The 22,559-nt window shown below is 63.5% G+C and carries 23 protein-coding genes; 4 read left to right on the top strand and 19 right to left on the bottom strand.

The features are described from left to right. Positions 1-25: 25 nt before the first annotated feature. The 5 genes from FJV80_RS06905 to FJV80_RS06885 all read right to left on the bottom strand — a co-directional run bounded on the left by FJV80_RS06905 (position 26) and on the right by FJV80_RS06885 (position 3,809). Positions 26-910 carry an aldose 1-epimerase family protein gene (locus FJV80_RS06905; protein WP_142875953.1) on the bottom strand — a complete coding sequence of 295 codons (885 nt, stop codon included), beginning with the start codon at positions 908-910 and terminating at the stop codon, positions 26-28. Positions 911-1,075: 165 nt separating this feature from the next. Continuing rightward, the gene (locus FJV80_RS06900) at positions 1,076-1,792 is read right to left on the bottom strand and encodes a Bax inhibitor-1/YccA family protein (protein ID WP_142875952.1); all 717 of its coding nucleotides are present in this window, start codon (positions 1,790-1,792) and stop codon (positions 1,076-1,078) included. A gap of 23 nt (positions 1,793-1,815) precedes the next feature. Next, entirely contained in the window at positions 1,816-2,589 is a 774-nt protein-coding gene (locus FJV80_RS06895) for an anti-sigma factor (protein ID WP_142875951.1), read from the bottom strand. Next, complete coding sequence (locus FJV80_RS06890; protein WP_142875950.1) at positions 2,586-3,137, bottom strand: sigma-70 family RNA polymerase sigma factor; 552 nt, start codon at positions 3,135-3,137, stop codon at positions 2,586-2,588. The genes FJV80_RS06895 and FJV80_RS06890 overlap by 4 nt, the downstream gene beginning before the upstream one ends. A 78-nt stretch (positions 3,138-3,215) precedes the next feature. Then, positions 3,216-3,809: a histidine phosphatase family protein gene (locus FJV80_RS06885; protein ID WP_095788847.1), complete on the bottom strand. Its 594-nt coding sequence runs from the start codon at positions 3,807-3,809 to the stop codon at positions 3,216-3,218. A gap of 178 nt (positions 3,810-3,987) precedes the next feature. Between FJV80_RS06885 and FJV80_RS06880 the strand changes: the two genes are divergently transcribed. Together FJV80_RS06880 and mazG are read left to right on the top strand one after the other, a co-directional pair. Next, positions 3,988-5,172, top strand: a complete 1,185-nt coding sequence (locus tag FJV80_RS06880; RefSeq protein ID WP_142875949.1) for an amino acid aminotransferase — start codon at positions 3,988-3,990, stop codon at positions 5,170-5,172. Positions 5,173-5,252: 80 nt separating this feature from the next. After that, positions 5,253-6,077: a nucleoside triphosphate pyrophosphohydrolase gene (gene mazG, locus FJV80_RS06875; protein ID WP_142875948.1), complete on the top strand. Its 825-nt coding sequence runs from the start codon at positions 5,253-5,255 to the stop codon at positions 6,075-6,077. A 61-nt stretch (positions 6,078-6,138) separates the two neighbouring features. On the opposite strand, the gene hflX is transcribed toward mazG, so the two are convergent. From hflX to dusB, 8 genes are all read right to left on the bottom strand, one after another. After that, the gene (gene hflX / locus FJV80_RS06870; RefSeq protein WP_142875947.1) at positions 6,139-7,530 is read right to left on the bottom strand and encodes a GTPase HflX; all 1,392 of its coding nucleotides are present in this window, start codon (positions 7,528-7,530) and stop codon (positions 6,139-6,141) included. Then, positions 7,531-7,776, bottom strand: coding sequence for an RNA chaperone Hfq (gene hfq / locus FJV80_RS06865; RefSeq protein WP_006202172.1), 246 nt, complete (start codon positions 7,774-7,776; stop codon positions 7,531-7,533). A gap of 145 nt (positions 7,777-7,921) precedes the next feature. After that, positions 7,922-8,785: a D-amino-acid transaminase gene (locus tag FJV80_RS06860; RefSeq protein ID WP_142875946.1), complete on the bottom strand. Its 864-nt coding sequence runs from the start codon at positions 8,783-8,785 to the stop codon at positions 7,922-7,924. A 100-nt stretch (positions 8,786-8,885) separates the two neighbouring features. Next, positions 8,886-10,247, bottom strand: a complete 1,362-nt coding sequence (locus tag FJV80_RS06855; RefSeq protein ID WP_095775756.1) for a sigma-54 dependent transcriptional regulator — start codon at positions 10,245-10,247, stop codon at positions 8,886-8,888. After that, positions 10,237-12,522 carry a PAS domain-containing sensor histidine kinase gene (locus FJV80_RS06850; protein ID WP_095775757.1) on the bottom strand — a complete coding sequence of 762 codons (2,286 nt, stop codon included), beginning with the start codon at positions 12,520-12,522 and terminating at the stop codon, positions 10,237-10,239. The genes FJV80_RS06855 and FJV80_RS06850 overlap by 11 nt, the downstream gene beginning before the upstream one ends. A 128-nt stretch (positions 12,523-12,650) precedes the next feature. Further along, complete coding sequence (ntrC, locus tag FJV80_RS06845) at positions 12,651-14,111, bottom strand: nitrogen regulation protein NR(I) (protein ID WP_010909344.1); 1,461 nt, start codon at positions 14,109-14,111, stop codon at positions 12,651-12,653. Further along, a complete protein-coding gene (locus FJV80_RS06840) occupies positions 14,108-15,250 on the bottom strand; it encodes a nitrogen regulation protein NR(II) (protein ID WP_095793089.1) in 1,143 nt (380 codons plus the stop codon). Before FJV80_RS06840 ends, ntrC begins: the two co-directional genes overlap by 4 nt. Further along, positions 15,247-16,275: a tRNA dihydrouridine synthase DusB gene (dusB, locus tag FJV80_RS06835; RefSeq protein ID WP_095793090.1), complete on the bottom strand. Its 1,029-nt coding sequence runs from the start codon at positions 16,273-16,275 to the stop codon at positions 15,247-15,249. The genes FJV80_RS06840 and dusB overlap by 4 nt, the downstream gene beginning before the upstream one ends. Positions 16,276-16,519: 244 nt before the next feature. On the opposite strand from dusB, the gene FJV80_RS06830 reads away from it, so the two are divergent. Both FJV80_RS06830 and FJV80_RS06825 read left to right on the top strand, forming a co-directional pair. Next, positions 16,520-17,743, top strand: a complete 1,224-nt coding sequence (locus tag FJV80_RS06830) for a bifunctional 2-C-methyl-D-erythritol 4-phosphate cytidylyltransferase/2-C-methyl-D-erythritol 2,4-cyclodiphosphate synthase (RefSeq protein WP_095775761.1) — start codon at positions 16,520-16,522, stop codon at positions 17,741-17,743. Then, the gene (locus FJV80_RS06825) at positions 17,740-18,228 is read left to right on the top strand and encodes a CinA family protein (RefSeq protein WP_095793092.1); all 489 of its coding nucleotides are present in this window, start codon (positions 17,740-17,742) and stop codon (positions 18,226-18,228) included. The genes FJV80_RS06830 and FJV80_RS06825 overlap by 4 nt, the downstream gene beginning before the upstream one ends. Here the strand turns inward: FJV80_RS06825 and FJV80_RS06820 are convergent. The 6 genes from FJV80_RS06820 to FJV80_RS06795 all read right to left on the bottom strand — a co-directional run bounded on the left by FJV80_RS06820 (position 18,225) and on the right by FJV80_RS06795 (position 22,555). Continuing rightward, on the bottom strand, positions 18,225-18,683 hold the full coding sequence (locus FJV80_RS06820) for a type II toxin-antitoxin system RatA family toxin (protein ID WP_095775763.1): 459 nt from the start codon (positions 18,681-18,683) through the stop codon (positions 18,225-18,227). The two genes, FJV80_RS06825 and FJV80_RS06820, sit on opposite strands and share 4 nt — an antisense overlap. Positions 18,684-18,693: 10 nt before the next feature. Then, positions 18,694-19,659 carry a lipoyl synthase gene (gene lipA / locus FJV80_RS06815; protein ID WP_095775764.1) on the bottom strand — a complete coding sequence of 322 codons (966 nt, stop codon included), beginning with the start codon at positions 19,657-19,659 and terminating at the stop codon, positions 18,694-18,696. A gap of 137 nt (positions 19,660-19,796) precedes the next feature. Beyond that, the gene (locus FJV80_RS06810; RefSeq protein ID WP_142875945.1) at positions 19,797-20,054 is read right to left on the bottom strand and encodes a GlsB/YeaQ/YmgE family stress response membrane protein; all 258 of its coding nucleotides are present in this window, start codon (positions 20,052-20,054) and stop codon (positions 19,797-19,799) included. 99 nt (positions 20,055-20,153) lie between these two features. Continuing rightward, positions 20,154-21,599: a dihydrolipoyl dehydrogenase gene (gene lpdA / locus FJV80_RS06805; protein ID WP_095788723.1), complete on the bottom strand. Its 1,446-nt coding sequence runs from the start codon at positions 21,597-21,599 to the stop codon at positions 20,154-20,156. A 16-nt stretch (positions 21,600-21,615) separates the two neighbouring features. After that, a complete protein-coding gene (locus tag FJV80_RS06800) occupies positions 21,616-22,251 on the bottom strand; it encodes an SGNH/GDSL hydrolase family protein (protein ID WP_095793094.1) in 636 nt (211 codons plus the stop codon). 19 nt (positions 22,252-22,270) lie between these two features. Then, positions 22,271-22,555, bottom strand: a complete 285-nt coding sequence (locus tag FJV80_RS06795) for a hypothetical protein (RefSeq protein ID WP_245318366.1) — start codon at positions 22,553-22,555, stop codon at positions 22,271-22,273. Positions 22,556-22,559: the final 4 nt, after the last annotated feature.

Raw genomic sequence — 22,559 nt, 5'->3', positions numbered from 1 at the left:
GGTGTTGGCTCTGCAGCTCGGTCGGTCACCGCCGCCCCTGCTCCAGACCGATCCGGCAGCTTAGCGAACGCTTGGCCCCCGGCTCGATCAGCATCACGCCGGGTTTGTCGCTGAACTCGCCGTCGAAATCGGCCGGGCTCGCAATACCACGCCAGGGTTCGATGCACAGGAAGGGCGCGCCGCCGGGCTTGGACCAGATGCCCAACTCTTCGGCTCCCTGCCATGACATTTCGATTGCCGGACCGCGCTCGGCTGCATATCGCACACTGGTGCTGGCGGGCCGATCCAGGATGACGGCGTCGTCATCGAACAGCCGTTCGGACAGCGCAAGCGTTCTGCCATCGATGGGCGTCGTCCGCGTTTCCGAGAGCAGAAGGCCATCCTTCAGGCGACGAACCGGCGCCGGCTCACTCGCGGCAAAGGTCAGCCGATAGGCCTCCTTGGGCAACTCCGGCAGCAACGGCCAGTTGAATGCAGGATGAGCACCGATCGAGGCCGGCAATTTCTCGTCGCCGGTGTTGGTCACTTGCAAGGTCACATCGAGCTGCTGTCGGTCCAGCGTATAGGTGACGGCAAGGCGAAAGGCGAAGGGATAATGCGCACGCGTGTCGGCGTCATCGGTGAGCACCAGCGTGCAGGAGCGGGGTCCCCTCTCCTCCCAGGTGAACGGTTTGTCTCGAGCGAAGCCGTGCTGCGTCATCGGATAGGTTCGGCCGCGATGACGCAGTCGATCGCCCTTTAGCCGGCCAACGATCGGGAACAGCACCGGCGAATGGCGCCGCCACTCCGGCCCGGCCTGCCACAGAAACTCAAATCCCCGCCCATCCTGCAGCGAAACCAGTTCGGCACCCTGCCCTGTTATGACAGCCGAGATGCCGTCGCCATGAAGCGTTTGGCTGTCCTGTGCCACATGTCCTCGCGGGCCGGTGTTGAAGGCTGGTGCGGCGGCAGACTAGCAAAACCTATTGGGGACTCAAGGTGCGGCCGGAACGATTTGTGGCCGGAGGATCTCTCCTCCGGCCACCTCTCCGCATCAAGGGCGAGAACCCCCGCCCTTGCCCATGGCGGACAGTCGCTACTCGCGCTCACCGGTGAAGTTTAGCAGCAGCTGGAAGATGTTGATGAAGTTCAGGTAGAGCGAGAAAGCACCGAAAACAGCCAGCTTCTGGCGCGATTCCGCATCGAAATTCTCGGCATATTGTTCCTTGATCGTCTGCGTGTCCCAGGCGGTCAGGCCGATGAAGACGGCGATGCCGATCACCGAAATGGCGAACTGCAGCGCGGACGAACCGAGGAAGATGTTGACGATGCTGGCGATCACCACGCCGATCAGGCCCATGATCAGGAAGGACGAGAACTGCGTCAGGTCGCGCCTGGTCGTGTAGCCGTAGAGGCTGGTGGCGCCGAACATGGTGGCGGCGATGAAGAAGGTGCGCGCAATGCTGGTGCCGGTGAAAACCAGGAACACGGAGGCGAGCGACAGGCCCATCACCGCGCAGAAGGCCCAGAACATCGCCTGGGCGCTGGCCGCCGACATGGTCTGCATCTTGAACGAAAACAGCATGACGAAGGCCAGCGGCGCCAGCATCACCACCCATTTCAACGGGCTGGAGAAGATTGGCACGTAGAGCGCCGGCGTCGATGACACCAGGAACGCGACCAGGCCGGTGACCACGAGGCCAAGGCCCATATAGTTGTAGACGCGCAGCATATGCTGGCGCAGGCCCTCGTCAAAGACGGCTCCGGCCTGGGCGCCGGCGCCGACGCGATATCCCAGATTGGGCGTGTTCATTTGCAGTCTCCTTTGTGGATCGGTCAGTAAAGCGTTCTGGCGAGCGTCTCGGCGGCGCGGTCGAGATCATGAACCCCGCTCCGCGCGACCACCGCATAGGCGACCTCGCCGATCTGGAAATAGGCCGAGGAAATGTCGCCCGACGGCGCGACGGTCGGCTTGACCACGTCGAAGGTTCCCGGCCGGATCGCAAACAGCGACACCAGGCCCATATCCTTGGTGTCGACAGCCATCTCGACGCTCGGGCCGAAGCGCGACGGGTAGATCTGCACGTCGCGCACCTTCCAGTCCTTTGGCAGTGACGGCATGACGATCGCGGTCGCCGCACGGATCTCGCCGGCACTGTAGTTGGGCGCTTCCGGCTGCGAGGGCATGGTCTCGCGCACCAGCGTCGTCCGGTGCGCGCGCACCGCCTCGTCGACATAGGCGGGCGGCTGCGGCGACGCGACGACCTTGGTCACCGACATCGGCCCGATGATGCCGTTTGCCAGCCAGCCGGCGGCAACGAAGGCGGCAACGGCTGCAGCACGCTGCAGCACGCCGAAGATGCGGCCACGGACAAGTCCCCTCTCCAGCCGCCGCGCCGCGTCAGCGGTGGCCGGCCGTGCCATGCCCTTGGAGCCGGCAAGCGCCACGCGCAGTTCATCGCGGGTCCGCAGATCCGACATGACGCGCGCGGCGGCCTCCGGGCGTGTCGACAGGAAGGCTTCGACCTCGATGCGGCGGGTGACATCCTGCTGGTCGTCGACATAGGCGTCGAGGTCAGTTTCCGTCACAGGGTCGACAAGAGCGCTCATGGCTCACCTCCCACGATGCTGAGATGACTTCTTCCGCGCGCCGGGGCGGCGTCTTCCATCTGGCGCAGTGCCGCGCGCGCCCTGCCGATGCGCGACATCAGCGTGCCCAGCGGCACGCCGGTGGCATTGGCCGCCTGCTGGTAGGAAAGCCCTTCGATGGCGACCAGATGCAGCGCCGAGCGCTGCTCTTCCGGCAGGTTGAAAAAGGCGTCCCGCACCTGCGCCAGGCGCACCGAATGTTCCTGCGGCGCCGGCGTAGCGGCGTCGGCGAGGTATCCGGCCTGTTCGATGCGCATCGCTTCCGAGCGGCGCGAGCGCATGCGGTCGACAAATGCGTTGTGGACGATGGACAGCAGCCAGGCACGCAGGTTTGCGCCCGAGCGGAAGGTGCCGCGCCGCTCATAGGCGCGCACAAGCGCGTCATGCACGAGATCCTCGGCATCCGCGCTGTCGCGCGTCAGCGACTGCGCATAGCGCCGCAGCGACCCGAGCTGTCCTATGATGTCAAAGCGTGGCATCGACCGTTTCATGCCCTGTTTACGGAGCATGTGGGGATGTTAATCCCGACCCGTGCCATTTTTCTTTGGCGGTTTCCCCGGAGGATTGCCCCTCCGCCCGCCCGGCTCTTAGGGGCGAAGTGGTTTTGCCGGTTTGGGTGTAGTCACACCGCAAGCGCGCAACACCCATCGGCCGCCGTCGCTGCGAAAATCGGTGATGCTCAGCGGCTCGATATCAATCTTCCGACAGGCGGCAAGCGGAGCACCCAGAACATGCACGATCGCGGTGCGAATGACACTGGCATGGGTCAGCGCGATGGTGTGGCCAGGCTCTGCCATCAACCGGTCCATTAACTCGGAAGCCCGGCGGCCAACGTCGGCCAGAGACTCGCCGCCATGCGGCGCTGCGTTGGGGTCGGTCAGCCAGGCGGCGATGTCGCCGGGCTGTTGGGCCTGCACGTCCTCAAAACTCTTCCCGGCCCAGCCTCCATGATCCTGGTCCGCCAGGAGCGGTTCGACCGATGCGTCCAGCGATAGCGCCTCGGCGGTCTGGCGGGCGCGAAGCGCGGGCGCTGTCCATGCGCGGTCGGCGCGGCGCAGCGTCCCGCGCATCGCCTTCGCCTGCGTCAGCGAGCGCGGGTCCAGCGGCTCATCGAGCGGAAACGAACCCCGCCGGGTCGCGGCCGTGGCGCCGTTGCAGATCATCGTCAGCCGTACGAGCATGAGGCAGTCATTCCTTGAGCCGCTTTCGAAGCGAGGCATACGCTGCAATTAGAATAGCTGCTATCGTTTCGAAAGGCCGCGCCCCCTGGGGTGCCGCCCTTCGCTTTGCGCAATTAAAACCGCTGGCGAAGCGCCTTCGATTTGCGTATCACTCCGCCGCGCAAACGGAACCATAACGATGTTCGAAGACCTGCAGCCAGCTCCCGCCGACAAGATCCTGGCCCTGATCGGCCTCTATCGCGCCGATCCGCGTCCCAACAAGGTCGACCTCGGCGTCGGCGTCTACAAGGATCGCGACGGCAAGACGCCGGTGATGCGCGCGGTGCGTGAGGCTGAAAAGCGGCTGCTGAGCAGCCAGGACACCAAGACCTATCTCGGGCTCGCCGGCGACACCGGCTTCAACGCGGTGATGGCCAAGCTCGCCTTCGGGCCGGGCGCGGACATGACGCGCATCCGGGCGGCACAGGCGCCCGGCGGCTCCGGTGCGCTTCGCCTGGTGGCGGAGCTGCTCAAGCGGACGCGTTCGGACGCCACGATCTGGCTGTCGGACCCGACATGGCCGAACCACATGCCGGTGATGCGCGCAGCCGGCCTGCAGATCCGCGAATATCCCTATTTCGACGCGGCCTCCGGTGCTGTTCGTTTCGACGACATGCTGGAGGCGTTGCGAACGGCCAAGAGCGGCGACGTGGTGCTGTTGCATGGCTGCTGCCACAACCCGACCGGCGCCAACCTCGATGCGGGGCAGTGGCAGGCCGTCACCGATCTGGTCGTCGAGCGCGGCCTGCTGCCGTTCGTCGACATCGCCTATCAGGGCTTTGGCGACGGCCTCGAGGCCGACGCTCTCGGCCTGCGCCTGCTGGCGGCGAAAGTTCCGGAAATGGTCGTTGCCTCGAGCTGCTCGAAGAACTTCGCCGTCTATCGCGATCGTGTCGGCGCGGCGATGGTCTTGGCCAGGGACAGCGCGCAGGCCGACGTGGCGATGAGCCAGATGCTGTCGGCCGCACGCGCCATGTATTCGATGCCGCCCGACCATGGCGCGGCGGCGGTGCGCATTGTGCTGGAAGACGCAAGCCTGCGCGCCGACTGGGAAGCCGAGTTGGAAGAGATGCGCCTGCGCATGCTGAGGCTTCGCGTGGCTTTCGCCGAGGCGCTGCGCCGGCAGTCCAACTCCGACCGCTTCGACTTCGTCGCCAGCCATCGCGGCATGTTCTCGCGGCTTGGTCTCACGGAAGCGCAGGTCGAGCGGTTGCGTGCCGAGCACGGCGTCTACATGGTTGGCGATAGCCGCATCAACGTCGCTGGATTGCCGGAGGACGGCATGGACGACCTCGCCAAGGCGATCGTCTCCGTGCTTGACTGAAGCGGCTCAGCTGTGGACAAGGCCCCCTCGCCGGCTGACAGTGTTGGCCGTGCGTCGGGTCGCAGGATAGCATCCGCCGCATGACGCCATCCAAAGACATTTCGCGCCTGATCGAGATCATGGCCGCGCTGCGCGCGCCGAGGACCGGCTGCCCCTGGGACATCGAGCAGGATTTCTCGACCATCGCGCCCTATACGATCGAGGAAGCCTACGAGGTGGCGGATGCCATCGCGCGCGGTGACCTCAACGATCTGCGCGATGAGCTCGGCGACCTCCTGCTGCAGGTCGTCTACCACGCGCAAATGGCCGAGGAAGCGGGCGAATTCGCCTTCCCGGATGTCGTCCAGGCCATCACCACCAAAATGATCCGGCGCCACCCGCATGTCTTCGGCGACGAGGAAGCCCGCGGCGCCGGCATGGCCAAGGGCATGTGGGAGAAGATCAAGGCCGAGGAGAAGGCGGAGAAACGGCAAGGCCGTCTCGCGCGCGGCCTCGACCCCGAAGACAATGGCAAGGGATTTCTGGACAGTGTTCCGGTCGCCCTGCCCGCTTTGACGCGAGCGCTAAAGCTTCAGGAGAAGGCTGCCCGTGTCGGCTTCGACTGGAGCGAGGCAGCCCCCATCCTCGACAAGATCGAGGAGGAGATCGGCGAGTTGCGCGAGGCTCTGGCGAAGGGCGAGACGGCCTCGATCAAGGACGAGTTCGGCGACATGCTGTTCGCCGTCGTCAATCTCGGCCGTCATCTCAAGTTCGATTCGGAAGCCGCTTTGAGCGGCACCAACGAAAAATTCCGGACGCGCTTCCACTATGTCGAGCAGGCTCTCGAGAAGTCCGGCAACACACTGGAGAAGGCCACCCTGGACGAGATGGAAGCGCTCTGGCAGGAAGCGAAGAGCGCGAAGTAGGCCTGTAGATCGGCAATCCGGGACGGAAACGCGTTTAGACTTTTCCGATAATTGCTCCGGCCTAGCCGTTGTTTTTGCGACGCAATCGGCTTTCGATCTCTTCGCGAGCGCTTTGTGTAGCCTTGAGCGAGATGGTGGCGCTGCCGTCTTCATTGTCGGTGCGCGAAACGATATCGCCATTGCGATACAGCCAATCGACAAAGCCAAATTGTGCCGGCTCGATCGTCACCGTCAGATCTTCGAGCTCGCCGGCCATGCGCGTCTCGATGAGCGCCTTAAGCGCATCGATGCCCTCGCCGATCACCGCCGATATGGCGATCGGCGGACCCTTGCTGCCGTCCGCGGCATCGGCAAGCAGGCGGCTCCTGTTGCCTTCGTCCAGCAGATCGATCTTGTTCCAGACTTCGATCACACGCTTGGTGTCACCGGCGTCGACACCGAGGTCGGCCAGGATGCGCTCGACATCCTCGGCCTGTGCCGCCGTGTCGGGATCGGAAATGTCGCGCAGATGGATGACGAGATCGGCCTCGACCACCTCTTCCAGCGTGGCGCGAAAAGCCGCGATCAAATGCGTCGGCAGGTCGGAGATGAAGCCGACCGTGTCCGACAGGATGATCGGCGTGCCATGCGGCAGGCGCACGCGGCGCAGCGTCGGATCGAGCGTGGCGAACAGCATGTCCTGCGCCAGTACGTCCGCCCCGGTCAGCCGGTTGAACAGCGTCGACTTGCCGGCATTGGTGTAGCCGACGATCGCCACCACCGGGAACGGCACCTTCTTGCGCTTGGCGCGATGCAGGTCGCGGGTGCGACGCACCGTTTCCAGCTCGTGCTTCAGCTTGATGATCTTTTCCTGCAACTGCCGCCGGTCGGATTCGATCTGGGTTTCGCCGGGACCGCCGAGGAAGCCGGCGCCACCGCGCTGGCGTTCAAGGTGGGTCCAGCTGCGGACCAGGCGGCCCTTCTGATAGTTGAGATGGGCAAGCTCGACCTGCAGCGTGCCTTCCTTGGTGCGGGCGCGCTCGCCAAAGATTTCTAGGATCAGCCCGGTTCGGTCCAGAACCTTGGCATGCAGTTCCCTCTCGAGATTGCGTTGCTGCACCGGGGTCAGCGGATGGTCGACGATGACCAGCTCGGCGTCGTTGTCCTTGACGAATTGGGCGAACTCTTCGACCTTGCCGCTGCCGAGCAAGGTTGCTGGACGCGGATCGTTGACCGTCACGACAGCCGTATGGACAGGGTCGAGATTGATGGCGCGCGCAAGGCCGACCGCCTCGTCATGGCGAGCGTCGGCCGAACGCGTCAGCCGCGGGCGGTTGGTGTCGTCGTCGCCGCGCGGCTGACGGGCAAGCACGGGCACAATGACGACGGCCCGGGTCGGCGCCATGGCTTCCGTCCCGGGATGATGCGCTGGTTTTCCGCGAACCGTGCCGTCCGCGTCCTTCTCACGTGCCAATCAGGCGCCCTGGCTTTCCTCGCCATCGAACATCTGAACCGGCTGGCTCGGCATGATCGTGGAAATGGCGTGCTTGTAGACGAGCTGGGAGTGACCGTCGCGGCGCAGCAGCACACAGAAATTGTCGAACGAAGTGACCACGCCGGTCAGCTTCACGCCGTTGATGAGGAAGATGGTGAGCGGGTTCTTGCTCTTGCGAACTGAATTCAGGAACAGGTCCTGAAGATTTTGCGATCGTTCCGCCATTGTTCTTGTCTTTCGCCGATCCCCTTCGGTTTGCAAGCCAATGCGCCAAATTGTCGGGCACATGTCAAGCGCGCAAACACCGTCTTGTCGTCAGTAACGACAAGCAGAACGAGATATATTGATGTTCATTCCACCTGTGCGGTTATCAGGCTGGACTTTTTTCCGCAATGTCAAAAAAGGCCTGCCGTAACGAAAGTGTCACTGAGCCGGGGTGCCCGTTGGCCACAGGATCGCCGTCAATAGCCACGACCGGCATGGCGATCGTCGTGGCGGAACTGATGAACGCCTCGCGCGCCGCCTTGGCCTCGGCGACCGAAAAACCGCGCTCTTCGATCTTCAGGCCGAGCTTTGCCGCAACCTCGAACATGGTCGTGCGGGTGATGCCGCGCAGGATGCCGTGATCGGCTGGTCTGGTAACCAGGACGCCGTCCCTGGTGACGATCCAGGCGTTGGACGAGCCGCCTTCCTTGACGTTGCCTTCGGGGTCGACGAACCATGCCTCCTGCGCGCCGGCCTCCTTGGCTTTTTGCTTGGCCAATACATTGGGCAGCAGTCCGACGGTCTTGATATCGACCCGGTCCCAGCGATTCTCTGGCACGGTAATGACCGCGATCCCGGTCTCGGCTCGCTTTGCTCCAGCCGCCGGATCGGCCTTTTTGGCAGTAACCACCAAAGACCGCTTGGTGTCCGCCGACGGGAAAACAAACTCGCGGCTGGCGACACCGCGCGTTACCTGCACATAGACCAGGCCGTTGACGACATGGTTGCGGTTGACCACTTCGCGCAGAATGAGCGGCAGCACGTTGCGCGCGACCGGCCATGCAATCGACAGTTCGGTCAGCGAGCGGTTGAGCCGGGCAAGATGGCGCGGCATGTCGACGATGAAGCCGCGCGCCACCTCGCAGACCTCATAGACGCCATCGGCGAACTGATAGCCGCGATCCTCGATATGCACGGAAGCGTTCGCGTGAGCGACATAGCGCCCGTTGACATAGGCAATGCGCGGCATTGGCGACCCCTGAAAAATCTCGGGCTTTCTTATGCGATTCCGCCGCCGCCGTAACCGGCAAATGCTTGGACCACGCGCTGTTCAGCACAGGTCCTGCGCGTCAGACGCCCAGCGACTTCAGTTTGCGGTGCAGCGCCGAGCGCTCCATCCCGATGAACTCGGCGGTCTTCGAGATGTTGCCGCCAAAGCGGTTGATCTGGGCGATCAGATAGTCCTTCTCGAACTGTTCGCGCGCCTCGCGCAGCGGCAGCGCCATGATGTGCTGGTCGGACTGATTCGGCGTGCGCGGCATGACATCGCCGATCTCGGACGGCAGAAGGTCCGCGGTGATCGGCGCATCGACGTCGTCGCCGCGCGCCAGGATCATCAGGCGCTCGACATTGTTGCGCAGCTGACGCACGTTGCCCGGCCAATTGTGCGCCTGCAGCACGGCAAGCGCATCGTCGCCGATACGGCGCGGCTTGATGCCGGCCTGGCGGGCGATCTGCTTCATGAAATTGTCGACGAGATAGGGAATATCCTCGCGCCGTTCGGCCAGCCCCGGCACCATCACCGGAACCACCGCCAGGCGATGATAGAGATCCTCGCGGAAACGCCCGTCGGCGATCATGGCTTCCAGGTTCTGCGAGGTCGAGGAGATGATGCGGACATCGACCTTGACCCGTTTGGTGCCCCCTACCCGCTCGAACTGCTGCTCGACCAGCACACGCAGGATCTTGTTCTGCGTCTCGCGCGGCATGTCGGCCACTTCATCGATGTAGAGGATGCCGCGATGGGCTTCTTCCAGCGCGCCGACCTTGCGCTCGACACCGTTCGATTCGGTACCGAACAGTTCGATCTCCATGCGCTCGGGCGTGATGTTTGCAGCGCTCAGGGTCACGAACGGCCCGCCCTTGCGGGCCGACAGCGTGTGGATGGCGCGCGCCGCCAGTTCCTTGCCTGATCCGGACGGGCCGATGATCATCACACGGCTGTTGGTCGGCGCGACGCGCTCGATGGTCTGGCGCAGCTGGCTCATCGCCGACGACATGCCGATCAGGTCGAAGGTCTCGCCGCTGCGCTGCTTGAGGTCGGAAACCTCGCGCCGCAACTTCGAGGTTTCGAGCGCACGCTCGGCGATGAGGATCAGCCTGTCGGCCTTGAACGGCTTCTCGATGAAATCGTAGGCGCCACGGCGGATGGCCGAGACCGCCGTTTCGATGTTGCCGTGACCGGAGATCATCACCACCGGCAGAGTGGGATGCATGGTCTTGATCTCGTCGAGCAGCGCCAGGCCGTCCAGGCGCGAGCCCTGCAGCCAGATGTCGAGGAAAATCAACCTCGGCGCCCGATCGGCTATGGCCGCCAACGCGCTGTCGGCGTCAAATGCCGTACGGGTTTCGTGACCTTCGTCGCTCAGTATGCCTGCGACGAGCTCGCGGATGTCTTCCTCGTCATCGACGATGAGAATATCAGACGCCATTACCGACCTTTTCAGTTTCTCTTTCGTGTTCCGTCTTGCCCTCGCCGCGCAACGGCGTGACGGCCGCGGGCGGCAGGATGATGCTGATCATCGCCCCGCGGCCGCCATGGAAGTCCGCAGGCGCATCATGAAGTTCCAGCCTGCCGCCATGGTCCTCCACGATCTTCTTGACGATAGCGAGACCAAGCCCGGTGCCCTTCTCGCGCGTGGTCATATAGGGCTCGAGCAACCGTTGGCGATTCTCCCGCGGCAGACCTTTGCCATTGTCGATGACGTCGATTCGAATCGCGCCATTCTGACGGCCGGCTTGAATCCGGATTATGCCGTGCGAGCCGTCCTTTTGTTCCAGTCCGTCGATCGCCTCGGCGGCGTTCTTGATCACATTGCCGAAAGCCTGCGCCAAAAGGCGGCTGTCGAACGTGCCCTTGAGCGGTTCGTTGCCGAAAATCCGCTCGAAGGTGATGTCGGCGCGGCTGACTTCGACCAGGAAGGACGCCTCACGCAGCGATTCGCGCAGATCGATGGCTTTCATCTCGGGCTTGGGCATGCGCGCGAAGGCGGAGAATTCGTCGACCATCCGGCCGATGTCCTCGACCTGCCGGATGATGGTGTCGGTGCATTGGTCGAAAACCTCACGGTCTTCGGTGATGACCTTGCCATAGCGGCGCTTGATGCGCTCGGCCGAAAGCTGGATCGGCGTCAGCGGGTTCTTGATCTCGTGGGCGATGCGCCGCGCCACATCGGCCCAGGCGGAAGAACGCTGCGCCTGGACCAGATCGGTGATGTCGTCGACGGTCACGACGTAGGATTTCTCCTCCGAGCCGTCATCGCCCGCCTCGACGGTGATCTGCACGTTGAAAGTACGCTCGGTCCCGGCGCGGAAAAACGTCACCTGCTCTCGGTAGACGGGCTTGCCCGACTGGCGACCGATCTCGAAGACACGGCCAACATGCGGCAGAATGGCGGAAAGGTTCTGCCCGAGTGCGGCACTGGCGGAGACGGCCAGCATCGATTCGGCTGAACGGTTGACGATGGTGACGATGCCGTAGGGATCGACGCCGATGACGCCGGCGGTGACACCGGCAAGCACGGCTTCGGAAAAGCGCCGCCGTTCGTCGATCAGGTCCTTTGCCGACAGGATCTCGTTGCGTTGCGATTTGAGCTCCAGCAGCATCTTGTTGAAGGTGTCGCCCAGCGAGGCGACGTCGCCGTCGGAAGGCCTGACCGGAACCGCGACGTCCAGATTGCCTGTCGCCACCTCGTCGGCGGCGCCGATAAGCTGGCGAATCGGCCGCACGAGACGGTCGGCGACCGCGATGCCGGTCCAGATTGCCGACAAGATGATGATCAGCGTCAGCGACAGATAGGGCAGCGCGAAGGCCACTTGCGAGGTGCGCCTGTTGTCTTCGAGATTGCGATACTCGTCGGTGTTGGACCTGACGATCTGCCGCGCCTTGATCACCTCGGGATCGACAAGGCGGATGGTGTAGAGGTAGAGGCCCTCGATCTCGCGCAGCTTGACGATGGCGCCCATGATGTTGCGGGTGCGCGGCTCTATCAGCACCGGTTTGCCGTCGGTGGCGCTGCTGACCGCGCCTTCCGGCGGTTCCGGCATGGCGAAATCGGCATCGGTCTGCGCGCTCATGACGAACGAACCGTCGGGCTTGATCAGCGCCGCATGGGCCAGCGACCGGCCCACCGCCTCCTTGTTCAGGAGGTCGAGAAAGCCTGTGCGATCAAGGCCGTAGAGTGTTCGCGACGCGTCGAGATCATAGGCCATCGACAGCGTCGTGCCCTGCAAGTTGCGGGCATTTTCCTGAACATAGGCATCGGCGATCGATAACGAGGAATTGACGATCGTCTTGGTGCGAATCTCGAACCAGCGATCGAGGCCGATATCGAGCGTGATCGAGGCGATAATGGCCACCATGATGGCGGGAATGGCGGCAACCAGCGCGAACATGGCAACGATGCGCACATGCAGCCGCGAGGCCGCCTTGCCATGCCGGCGCGCCATGACGATGCGATGCACCTCGCGCCCGACCAGCGCCATGAGGAACAGCACGAAAGCGGCGTTAAGCGCGATCAGCGCCCAGGTCGTCCTGGCGTCAGGCGCGATCGGCGTCGCGCCGACCAGGATAGTGAATGAAATGGCCGCCATGACCAGCGCGCCGACGACCGCCACCACGCCGGGCAGCGCCAGCAAGCGGCGTCCGTCGCGCGCGCCGGGTTCGCTGAATAGCGGTTGGTTGAGTACAGGTGCCTGCGGAGCCATGTCGCCGTCTGGGAGCCAATGATTGCGTCCGATCTATGCAACGCATTGTGGCGATTATGCAACAAGTGTGACAATGGCGGAAATCTTTCGCCGCTCAGTCCCCTGAAAAGAGTGCGTCAGACCAGCACTCAGCCCGGCCGCGACGATTTATAGACGTTGACGCCCAGTTCGCGAATCTTCTTGCGCAGCGTGTTGCGGTTCAGCCCCAGCAGTTCCGCAGCCTTGATCTGATTGCCGCGGGTTGCCGTCATCGAGGCCAGGACCAGCGGATATTCGACTTCGGACAGGATGCGCTGGTAGAGCCCGGCTGGCGGCAATTCGCCGGCAAACGAGGCGAAATAGCGCTGCAGGAAATGCTCCACCGCCTGGCCGATGGAAAGGTCGTCGGGAATGAGGTTGCCGCCGCCGGGGACCACGGGGCGCTCGCCGGTCTTCAGCTCCGCCTCGATGATTTCGGCGGAGATCTCATCCTGTGAATAGAGCGCGGCCAGCCGGCGAACCAGGTTTTCCAGTTCGCGCACATTGCCCGGCCACGGGTAGCGCTTCATCAGTTCGATGCCGCCGGATGAAATACGCTTGGTCTGCAGCCCTTCCATTTCGCCGAGCTTGAAGAAGTGGCGCACGAGATCAGGCACGTCCTCGGAGCGCTCGCGCAGCGCCGGCAACCTCAGCGGAACGACATTGAGGCGATAGAACAGATCCTCGCGGAACAATCCCTGGTTGATTAGGGTGCGCAGATCCTTGTTGGTGGCGGCGACGATGCGCACATCCGTCTTGATCGGCGTGCGGCCGCCGACCGTCGTGTATTCGCCCTGCTGCAGGACACGCAGCAGGCGCGTCTGCGCCTCCATCGGCATGTCGCCGATCTCGTCGAGGAACAGCGTGCCGCCCTCGGCCTGCTCGAAGCGGCCGGTGGAGCGGTTCTGGGCGCCGGTGAAAGCGCCCTTCTCGTGGCCGAACAGTTCCGATTCGATCAGGTCGCGCGGGATCGCCGCCATGTTGATGGCAACGAACGGTCCGCCGCGACGGCGGCCATATTCATGCAGCGCGCGCGCCACCAGTTCCTTGCCGGTGCCGGATTCGCCCGAGATCATCACCGTCAGGTCGGTCTGCATCATGCGCGCCAGCATGCGATAGATGTCCTGCATGGCCGCCGAGCGGCCGACCAGCGGCATCGTTTCGGGCTGCTCGTCGGGCCGCGCATCGATTTTCGGCCGGCGGGGCTCCGACAGCGCCCGGTTGACGATATTGAGCAGTTCGGTCAGGTCGAACGGTTTCGGCAGATATTCATAGGCGCCGGTCTCGGATGCACGGATCGCCGTCATGAACGTGTTCTGGGCGCTCATGACGATGACGGGCAGCTCCGGCCGCGCCTTCTTGATGCGCGGCAGCATGTCGAAGGCGTTCTCGTCCGGCATGACGACGTCGGTGATGACAAGGTCGCCCTCGCCCGCCGCCACCCAGCGCCACAAGGTCGAGGCGTTGGACGTGACGCGCACCTCGTGGCCGACGCGCGAGAGAGCCTGGTTGAGCACGGTGCGGATCGCCGCATCGTCATCGGCGACGAGAATATTGCCGCGAGCGGTCATTTGCGGTCTCCTTCACCGTCTTCTTCAGCGCCGAACGGCGTTTCCTTCCAGGCCGGCATCAGGATGCGGAAGGTGGTCCCGCGCGGGGTCGATTCGCATTCGATGATGCCGCCATGCTCGCCGACGATCTTGGCGACCAGCGCCAAGCCCAGTCCCGAGCCGTTCGGTTTGGTGGTGATGAAGGGATCGAACAGGATCGGCAGGATATCCTCCGAGACACCGGAGCCATTGTCGCGCACGCAGAACTCGAGCGGCAGCGACACGCGATCCTGTGTGCCTGGAACCGAAACGCGGATGCCCGGCCGGAAGGCAGTCGACAGCACGATCTCGCCATGGGGGTCGCTGCCGATTGCCTCGGCGGCGTTCTTGACCAGGTTCAGGAACACCTGGATCAGTTGGTCGCGATTGGCGAATACCGGAGGCAATGATGGATCATAGTCCTCCAATATCCTGATTTTCTTCGCAAAACCGTTCTTTGCGATCGCCTTCACATGGTCGAGTACGACATGGATGTTGACGGGGTAGCGATCGATCGGCCGCTCGTCGGAAAACACCTCCATGCGATCGACCAGCGAGACGATGCGGTCCGTCTCGTCGGTGATAAGCCGGGTCAGTGCGCGGTCTTCATCGGAGGCGGACAGTTCGAGCAGTTGCGCGGCGCCGCGGATGCCGGAGAGCGGGTTCTTGATCTCGTGGGCGAGCATCGCTGCCAGGCCGGTCACAGAGCGTGCGGCACCGCGATGCGTCATCTGCCGGTCGATCTTGTCGGCCATCGACCGTTCCTGGAACATGACCACGACGGAGCCCGGGAATTCCGTCACTGGTGCGACATAGAGATCGACGACCTTCTCGATGCCGAGGCGTGGCGACGACACATCGACCCGATACTCGTTGACCGGAGCCCGACGCTCGCGCACCTGATCGACCAGGGTCAGCAGCGGACTGCCGAAGGGGACGAGCTTGGACAGCGTGTTGCGCGCCAGCATGGTCGCGCTGGAGCGAAAGAAATCCTCGGCATCGGCATTGGCGAAGGTGATGAACCCGTCCTCGCTGATCATGATCACCGGGCGGCGGATGGTGTTGAGGACGATCTGGGCGGCATCCACCATTTCAGTTCCCTGGCCAGCGGTGGCGTTCATGCGGCGCTCCGCAGGCTCAAGGGTTGCGGATCGCGCGAAAACACATTGCGCAGCAAGGCAATGACGCGGGCCGGATCGAACGTCGTCAGGATGGCCTTTCGGTGGTCGTCGGCGACGCCAACGGCATGGCGATCGAGATACCAGCCCAGATGTTTGCGCGCCTGGCGCAAACCGCTCTCGACGCCATAAAGCGCCAGCATGTCCTCGTAGTGGCCGACGATATAGTCGGCCAGAGCCGCGGGAGTCTGCGGCACGTTGGCCGCCGTTTGGCCTGCCGCAGCTGCCGCGATGCCACCGGCGATCCAGGGCGCGCCGTAATGCGCGCGACCGACCATCACAGCGTCGGCGCCGGATTGGCCGAGAATGGCGGCTGCCTCGGCCGGGGAACAGACATCGCCATTGGCAACGACCGGAATGGACACGGCTTCCTTGACACGGGCGATGGCGCGCCAGTCGGCCTTGCCCTGATAGAACTGGCAGCGCGTGCGGCCGTGCACCGTCACCATCTTGACGCCCGCTTGCTCGGCCCGGCGCGCGAGGATGGGCGCATTGAACGCGCCTTCGTCCCAGCCGAGCCGCATCTTGACCGTCACCGGCACCTTGACCGCGCCGACCACAGCCTCGATCAGCGACAGCGCATGGTCAAGATCCAGCATCAATGCCGAGCCGGCATAACCACCGGTGACCTTCTTGGCCGGGCAGCCCATGTTGATGTCGATGATGTCGGCGCCCTCGCCTGCGGCAATCCGTGCGCCTTCGGCCATGTGGATCGCTTCGCGGCCGGCTAGCTGCACCATATGGACCGGCAGGCCGGAATGCCGTATGCGCAGGTCGAAGCCGGCCCTACCCTTGGCGAGTTCGCCGCTTGCCACCATTTCGGACACGACCAGGCCCGCGCCATGCGCATGGGCGCGCTGCCGGAAAGGCTCGTCGGTGATTCCCGACATCGGCGCGAGGAATACGCGGTTGCGGATTTCCACGCCGCCGACGTTCAAAGGCGCGGCCAATCTGGTTGAGTTAACCATGCACAAAAACCAAGCATGTCCATTCGTTGCACATTCTCTAGCCATATCAGCGGCAATGTGCAACGCGGAATGACGTCACATTGAGGCGCAATCGGGAAAATTCCAGAGCCTTGGGGATTTGCCGTGGCCAAGGCGCCGCGCGTCCTTCATGCCGTGTGAAGGAGGCTTTTGAGTTCATATTTGACGCACGATCTTTTCGGAAAACCAATTACACTTTTGGGGATCGTGCGCTAAGCCAATCGCCATGACTGACGGAAGTGAAAACTCGAGCGCGACAGGTGGGGTTGCGGTGGTGATCGTCGCCGCCGGCCGCGGCGCTCGTGCCGGGCAGGCCAACGGACCCAAGCAGTACCAGAACATTGGCGGCCGCGCTGTCATTGCGCACACGCTGGAGATGTTTCTGACCCATCCGCGAACTGGCCGGATCGTTGTCGCCATTCATGCCGACGACCACGAATTGTTCCGGCAAGCAGCGGGCGCACAGGCACAGCGCGTCACTGCCATCATTGGCGGACCGACCAGGCAGGAGTCCGTTCGGCTCGGGCTGCTGGCGCTGAAGGAACACGCGCCGGGCCAGGTTCTGATTCACGACGCCGTCCGCCCGTTCGTCGATGCGGAGTTGATCGACCGCACCATCGCCGCCATCGGCGAGAACGAGGGGGCGTTGCCCGCCCTGCCCGTCGCCGACACGCTGAAGCGCGAGTCGGCCGCCGGCGTGGTCGCGGAGACCGTTTCCCGCAGCGGGCTGCACGCGGCGCAAACGCCGCAAGGTTTTCCCTATGGGCCGATCCTTGCCGCGCACGACAGGGCCTACCAACTGGGCAGGCTGGATTTCACCGATGACGCGGCCATCGCCGAATGGGCGCAGATTCCAGTCAATCTCGTTCCGGGCTCGCCGGACAATGTCAAACTCACCTGGGCACGGGACATCGCCATGGCGCACCAGCGGCTTTCCAGCGAACGCACGCATTTCCCCGACATCCGCACCGGCAACGGCTACGATGTCCACGCCTTTGAGCCCGGCGATCACGTCACACTGTGCGGCGTCGCCATTCCACATGACAAGAAACTGTCCGGTCATTCCGATGCCGATGTCGGCCTGCACGCCTTGACCGACGCCCTGCTGGCAACCTGCGGCGCCGGCGACATCGGCACGCATTTTCCGCCATCCGATCCGCAGTGGAAAGGTGCGGCGTCGCGGATCTTCGTCGAACACGCGGCGAAGCTGGTGCGCGAGCGCGGCGGACGCATCGCCAATGCCGACGTCACATTGATCTGCGAGGCGCCGCGCGTCGGGCCGCATCGCGAGGCGATGACGGCAGCCCTGTCGCGGATGCTGGGGATTTCCGCCGACCGCATCTCGATCAAGGCGACAACCAACGAAAAATTGGGCTTTGTCGGTCGTGAAGAAGGCATTGCGGCGATCGCCACCGCCAGCGTGGTGTTCCCCGGCGAGGTGCCGGAATGAGCAACGCCGAACTGGCCATTGCCCTGTTCGAGGCCTGCCGCGAACGCGGCATCATGGTGGCGACGGCGGAAAGCTGCACCGGCGGCATGATCATCGCCGCGCTGACCGACATTGCCGGTTCCTCGGCCGTGGTCGATCGCGGCTTCATTACCTATTCCAACGACGCCAAGATGGACATGCTTGGCGTTTCAGCGGCGACGCTCGAGGCGCATGGCGCGGTGTCCCGCGAGACGGCGATCGAGATGGCGGCCGGAGCACTTGCCCGTTCGCGAGCGGGACTAACCCTTGCGGTCACCGGCATCGCCGGGCCAGGCGGCGGTTCGGCGCAGAAGCCTGTCGGCCTGGTGTGGTTCGGCGTCGGACTGGAAGGCCAAACCGTGACGGCCGAACACAGGCAGTTTGCAGATAAGGGCCGCGATTTCATCCGCCGTGAGACGGTCGGGCACGCCCTGGAACTTGGGCTGCGAGCGCTTGGCCGGATTTAGGTCGACGACGCGACGCCATAGATGACGTCGGCACGCTTTTCGAAAGCCTCGGCGAACATGCGGAAGGCACGGTCGAACATGGTGCCCATCAGCGCGCCCAGGATACGGCTCTTGAACTCATAGTCGATGAAGAAGCGAACGGCACAGCCGGCGCCATCGGGCTCGAAACGCCAGACATTGCTCAGATATTTGAACGGACCATCGATATACTTCACGTCGATGGCGTTCTCGTCGGGCTTCAAAAGCACCTGCGTCGTGAAGGTCTCGCGGATCGCCTTGTAGCCGATGCTCATGTCGGCCAGCAGAACGGTACGTCCGTCACGCTCCTTGCGCGAGCGTACCGTCAGCGCTTCGCAAAGCGGCAGGAATTGCGGATAGGCCTCGACATCGGCTACCAGCGCAAACATCTGTTGCGGCGTATGGGCGACGCGGCGGGTGGCTTCGAATTTCGGCATTCAACCAGCGCTAGACCGACTTCTGAAGCTGTGCTTCCCGCGCCGCGCGCAGCCGGGCGAAATCGTCGCCGGCATGGTGCGATGAGCGCGTCAGCGGGCTCGATGCCACCAGCAGGAAACCCTTGGTCCGGCCGATCGTCTCGAAGGACTTGAACTCTTCGGGCGTGACGAAGCGGATCACCGGATGGTGCTTCTTCGACGGCTGCAGATACTGGCCGATGGTCATGAAGTCGACATTGGCCGTGCGCAGATCGTCCATCAGCTGCAGGATTTCATTCCGCTCCTCGCCCAGGCCGACCATGATGCCGGACTTGGTGAAGATCGACGGATCGAGTTCCTTGACCCGTTGCAACAGCCGGATCGAGTGGAAATAGCGGGCACCCGGCCGAACCTTCAGATAATTCGACGGCACGGTTTCGAGATTGTGGTTGAAGACGTCGGGCTTGGCCGCCACCACAATCTCCAGCGCGCCGTCCTTGCGCAGGAAATCAGGCGTCAGGATTTCGATCGTCGTCGACGGCGTTGCCGCGCGGATCGCGCGGATGACATCGGCAAAGTGCTGCGCACCGCCATCGGCAAGATCGTCGCGGTCGACGGAGGTGATGACGACGTGGCTCAGCCCCATCTGCCTGACGGCATGCGCGACGCGGGCCGGCTCGTCGGGGTCGAGTGCGGTCGGAATGCCGGTGGCGACATTGCAGAAGGCGCAGGCGCGCGTGCAGATCTCGCCCATGATCATGAAGGTGGCGTGCTTCTTGTCCCAGCACTCGCCGATGTTGGGGCAACCAGCCTCTTCGCAGACCGTCACCAGCTTGTGCGATTTGACGATCTCGCGTGTCTCGGCATAGCCCTTGGAGACCGGCGCCTTGACGCGAATCCAGTCCGGCTTGCGCAACACCTCCTGGTCGGGCTTGTGCGCCTTCTCGGGGTGCCGCAGCCGTGGCGCGTTGGCGATCGTGTCGAGGACAGTAACCATCTGGACCCTGGCTTTTCTCGCGACCGCCCGTCGGCGATCGTCACTTCATCGTCATCTAGGACTTTTCGGCGCAAAGAAAAAGGCAGCGGCGGCGCATGCCGCTACAACCGTTTTCGCATAGCCGGGAACGGTACCGACTAGCGGCGCACCAGGCGACCGACCCAGATCAGCAGGCAGGCACCGATGAAGCCGGTGATCAGATAGGCGGTCCAGCCGACGCCGAACGGGCCGAAATTGAGCGCCTGCAGGATGGCGTTCAACACGATCGCTCCAACGATGCCCATGATAATGTTCATGAAAATGCCAGTGTTGCTCTTCATGACCATTTCGGCGAACCAGCCTGCCAGGCCGCCGATAATGATGGCTGCGAGCCAGCCCACGCCGTTCAAGTGCATATGCCTTCTCCTTGCGCGCGTAAAAATGCATGCGGAAACGAGCTGCCTTGCCGTCGAACTCCTGCGGCTTTCGCGGTTGAGTCTCTTGCGGCGAATCTATCATGCGTTCAGCGCGCGGCCATAGGCGTCGAGCACGCTCTCCTTCATCATCTCCGACAGCGTCGGATGCGGGAAGATGGTGTGCATCAGCTCTTCCTCGGTCGTCTCCAAGTTCATCGCGACGACAAAGCCCTGGATCAGTTCGGTCACCTCGGCGCCGACCATATGGGCGCCGAGCAGCTGACCGGTCTTCTTGTCGAAGATGGTCTTGATGAAGCCCTGATCCTCGCCAAGCGCGATCGCCTTGCCGTTGGCGGCGAACTGGAAGCGGCCGACGCGGATATCCTTGCCTTCGGCCTTGGCCTTGGCTTCCGTCAGGCCGACGGAGGCGACCTGCGGATTGCAGTAGGTGCAGCCGGGAATCTTGAGCTTGTCGATGGCGTGCACGCCGGGGAAGTTGGCGATCTTTTCCACGCACACAACGCCCTCATGCTCGGCCTTGTGGGCAAGCATGGGAGGGCCGGCGACATCGCCGATGGCGTAGATGCCGGGTACGTTCGTCTTGCCGTAGCCGTCGACGACGACGCAGCCGCGGTCGGTCTTCACGCCGAGCGCTTCAAGGCCGAGATTCTCGATATTGCCCTGGACGCCGACGGCCGAGATCATGCGGTCGGCGGTGATCTTCTCGACCTTGCCGTCCTTCATCTCGACATGCGCGGTGACCGAGTTGGCGCCCTTCTCGACCTTGGTCACCTTGGCTTCGAGAATGATCTTCATGCCTTGCTTCTCGAACTGTTTTTGCGCGAATTTCGAGACTTCGGCGTCCTCGACCGGCATCACCGCCGGCAACAGCTCGACCACCGTCACCTCGGCACCCATGGTGCGGTAGAAGGAAGCAAATTCGATGCCGATGGCGCCCGAGCCCATCACCAGCAGCGATTTCGGCATCTCCTTTGGCACCATGGCCTCGAAATAGGTCCAGATGAGCTTGCCGTCCGGCTCGATGCCGGGCAGCGCGCGCGGCCGCGCGCCGGTCGCCAGGATGATGTGCTTGGCGGTGTAGGTGCCCTCGCCCTTGACGCCCTTCGGCACCGGCGGCTGCGGTTCCATCGGCTTCTTGGCCGTCTTGGAGACGACGACCTCGCCGGGTTTCGACAGCTTGGCTTCGCCCCAAATGACGTCGACCTTGTTCTTCTTCATCAGGAAGGCAACGCCGCCATTGAGCCGCAGCGAGACTTTGCGCGAGCGATCAACGACGGCCGAGGTGTCGACGCTGACCTTGCCGTCGAGCTTCAGGCCATAGTCCTTCAGATGGTCGGAATAGTGCATGATCTCGGCCGAGCGCAGCAGCGCCTTGGTCGGAATGCAGCCCCAGTTGAGGCAGATGCCGCCGAGATGTTCGCGCTCGACGATGGCCGTCTTGAAGCCGAGCTGGGCGGAACGTACCGCCGTGACATAGCCGCCGGGGCCGGAGCCGATGATGATGACGTCGTAGTTCTCAGCCACGGATTTTCTCCTTCAATCACAATTCCAGCATGACGCGCACGACCGATGTCAGCGTCTTGCCGATGTTTCGCGTGTTTTCGGCATCGAGATGGACGCCGTCGAGGGGTGTGGTTTGCGCCACCGTGCCGGCATCGAAGAAGCCGCAGCCGACTTCGTCGGCGAGCGCCGCATATTGCGGGGCGAGCTGCTTCGACGCCTCGTCGCCGCCGGCAAACATGTCCCTGAAGTCGGCATTTTCGGTGCGGCTTACAACGGGCGGCGACACAATGAGTATCTGTGGCGCCGGCCAGTCGAACGGATAGTCATGACCGCGCACGATGTCGATCAACCGTTGGATGCCTTGCTTGGCCGCGACCGGATTGCCGTGGATCCAAGGCTTCATGTCGTTGGCGCCGAGCATGATGACGATCAGATCGATCGGTGCATGCGTCGTCAGCACCGTCGGCAACAGCCGCGCGCCGTTGCGATCGGCACCTGCCAGATGGTCGTCGAAGGCCGTGGTGCGGCCATTGAGTCCGTCGGCGATAACCTGGACGCCACTGCCCAGGCCGGCCTGCAGGACGCTTGGCCAGCGGTCTTCCAGCGCATGACGCCCGCCTTCGGCGTTGTAACCCCAGGTCAGCGAGTCGCCGTAGCAAAGCACCGTCTTCATGCGTTCACCTGTGCATTCATCAAACCGCGCCCCAACCGCCAGCGTACGAACAGCCAGTGGACCAGCACCGTGGCCAAGCTTGGCAAGACCAGGCCGGCGACGAGTCGATGATCGCGGGTGCATTCGAAAAAAACTTCGCAACGAAAAACACAATCGTCACGACAATGGTGACAAGCGCGGACGCCATGAACACCAGAATGTATTCTTCCCGGGCTTCCGTTGCGGTGGCCAGTCCCAGCGCCGTCAGACCGCCGGCAAACCAGGAAATGAAAAAGGCGAAAAGGCTGGTGAAGAACTTCCGCACAGCC

Source organism: Mesorhizobium sp. WSM4310, assembly GCF_007003935.1.
GTDB lineage: Bacteria > Pseudomonadota > Alphaproteobacteria > Rhizobiales > Rhizobiaceae > Mesorhizobium.
The sequence above is the reverse complement of the archived record's forward strand: the minus strand, read 5'-3'. Positions and strand labels throughout refer to the sequence as shown.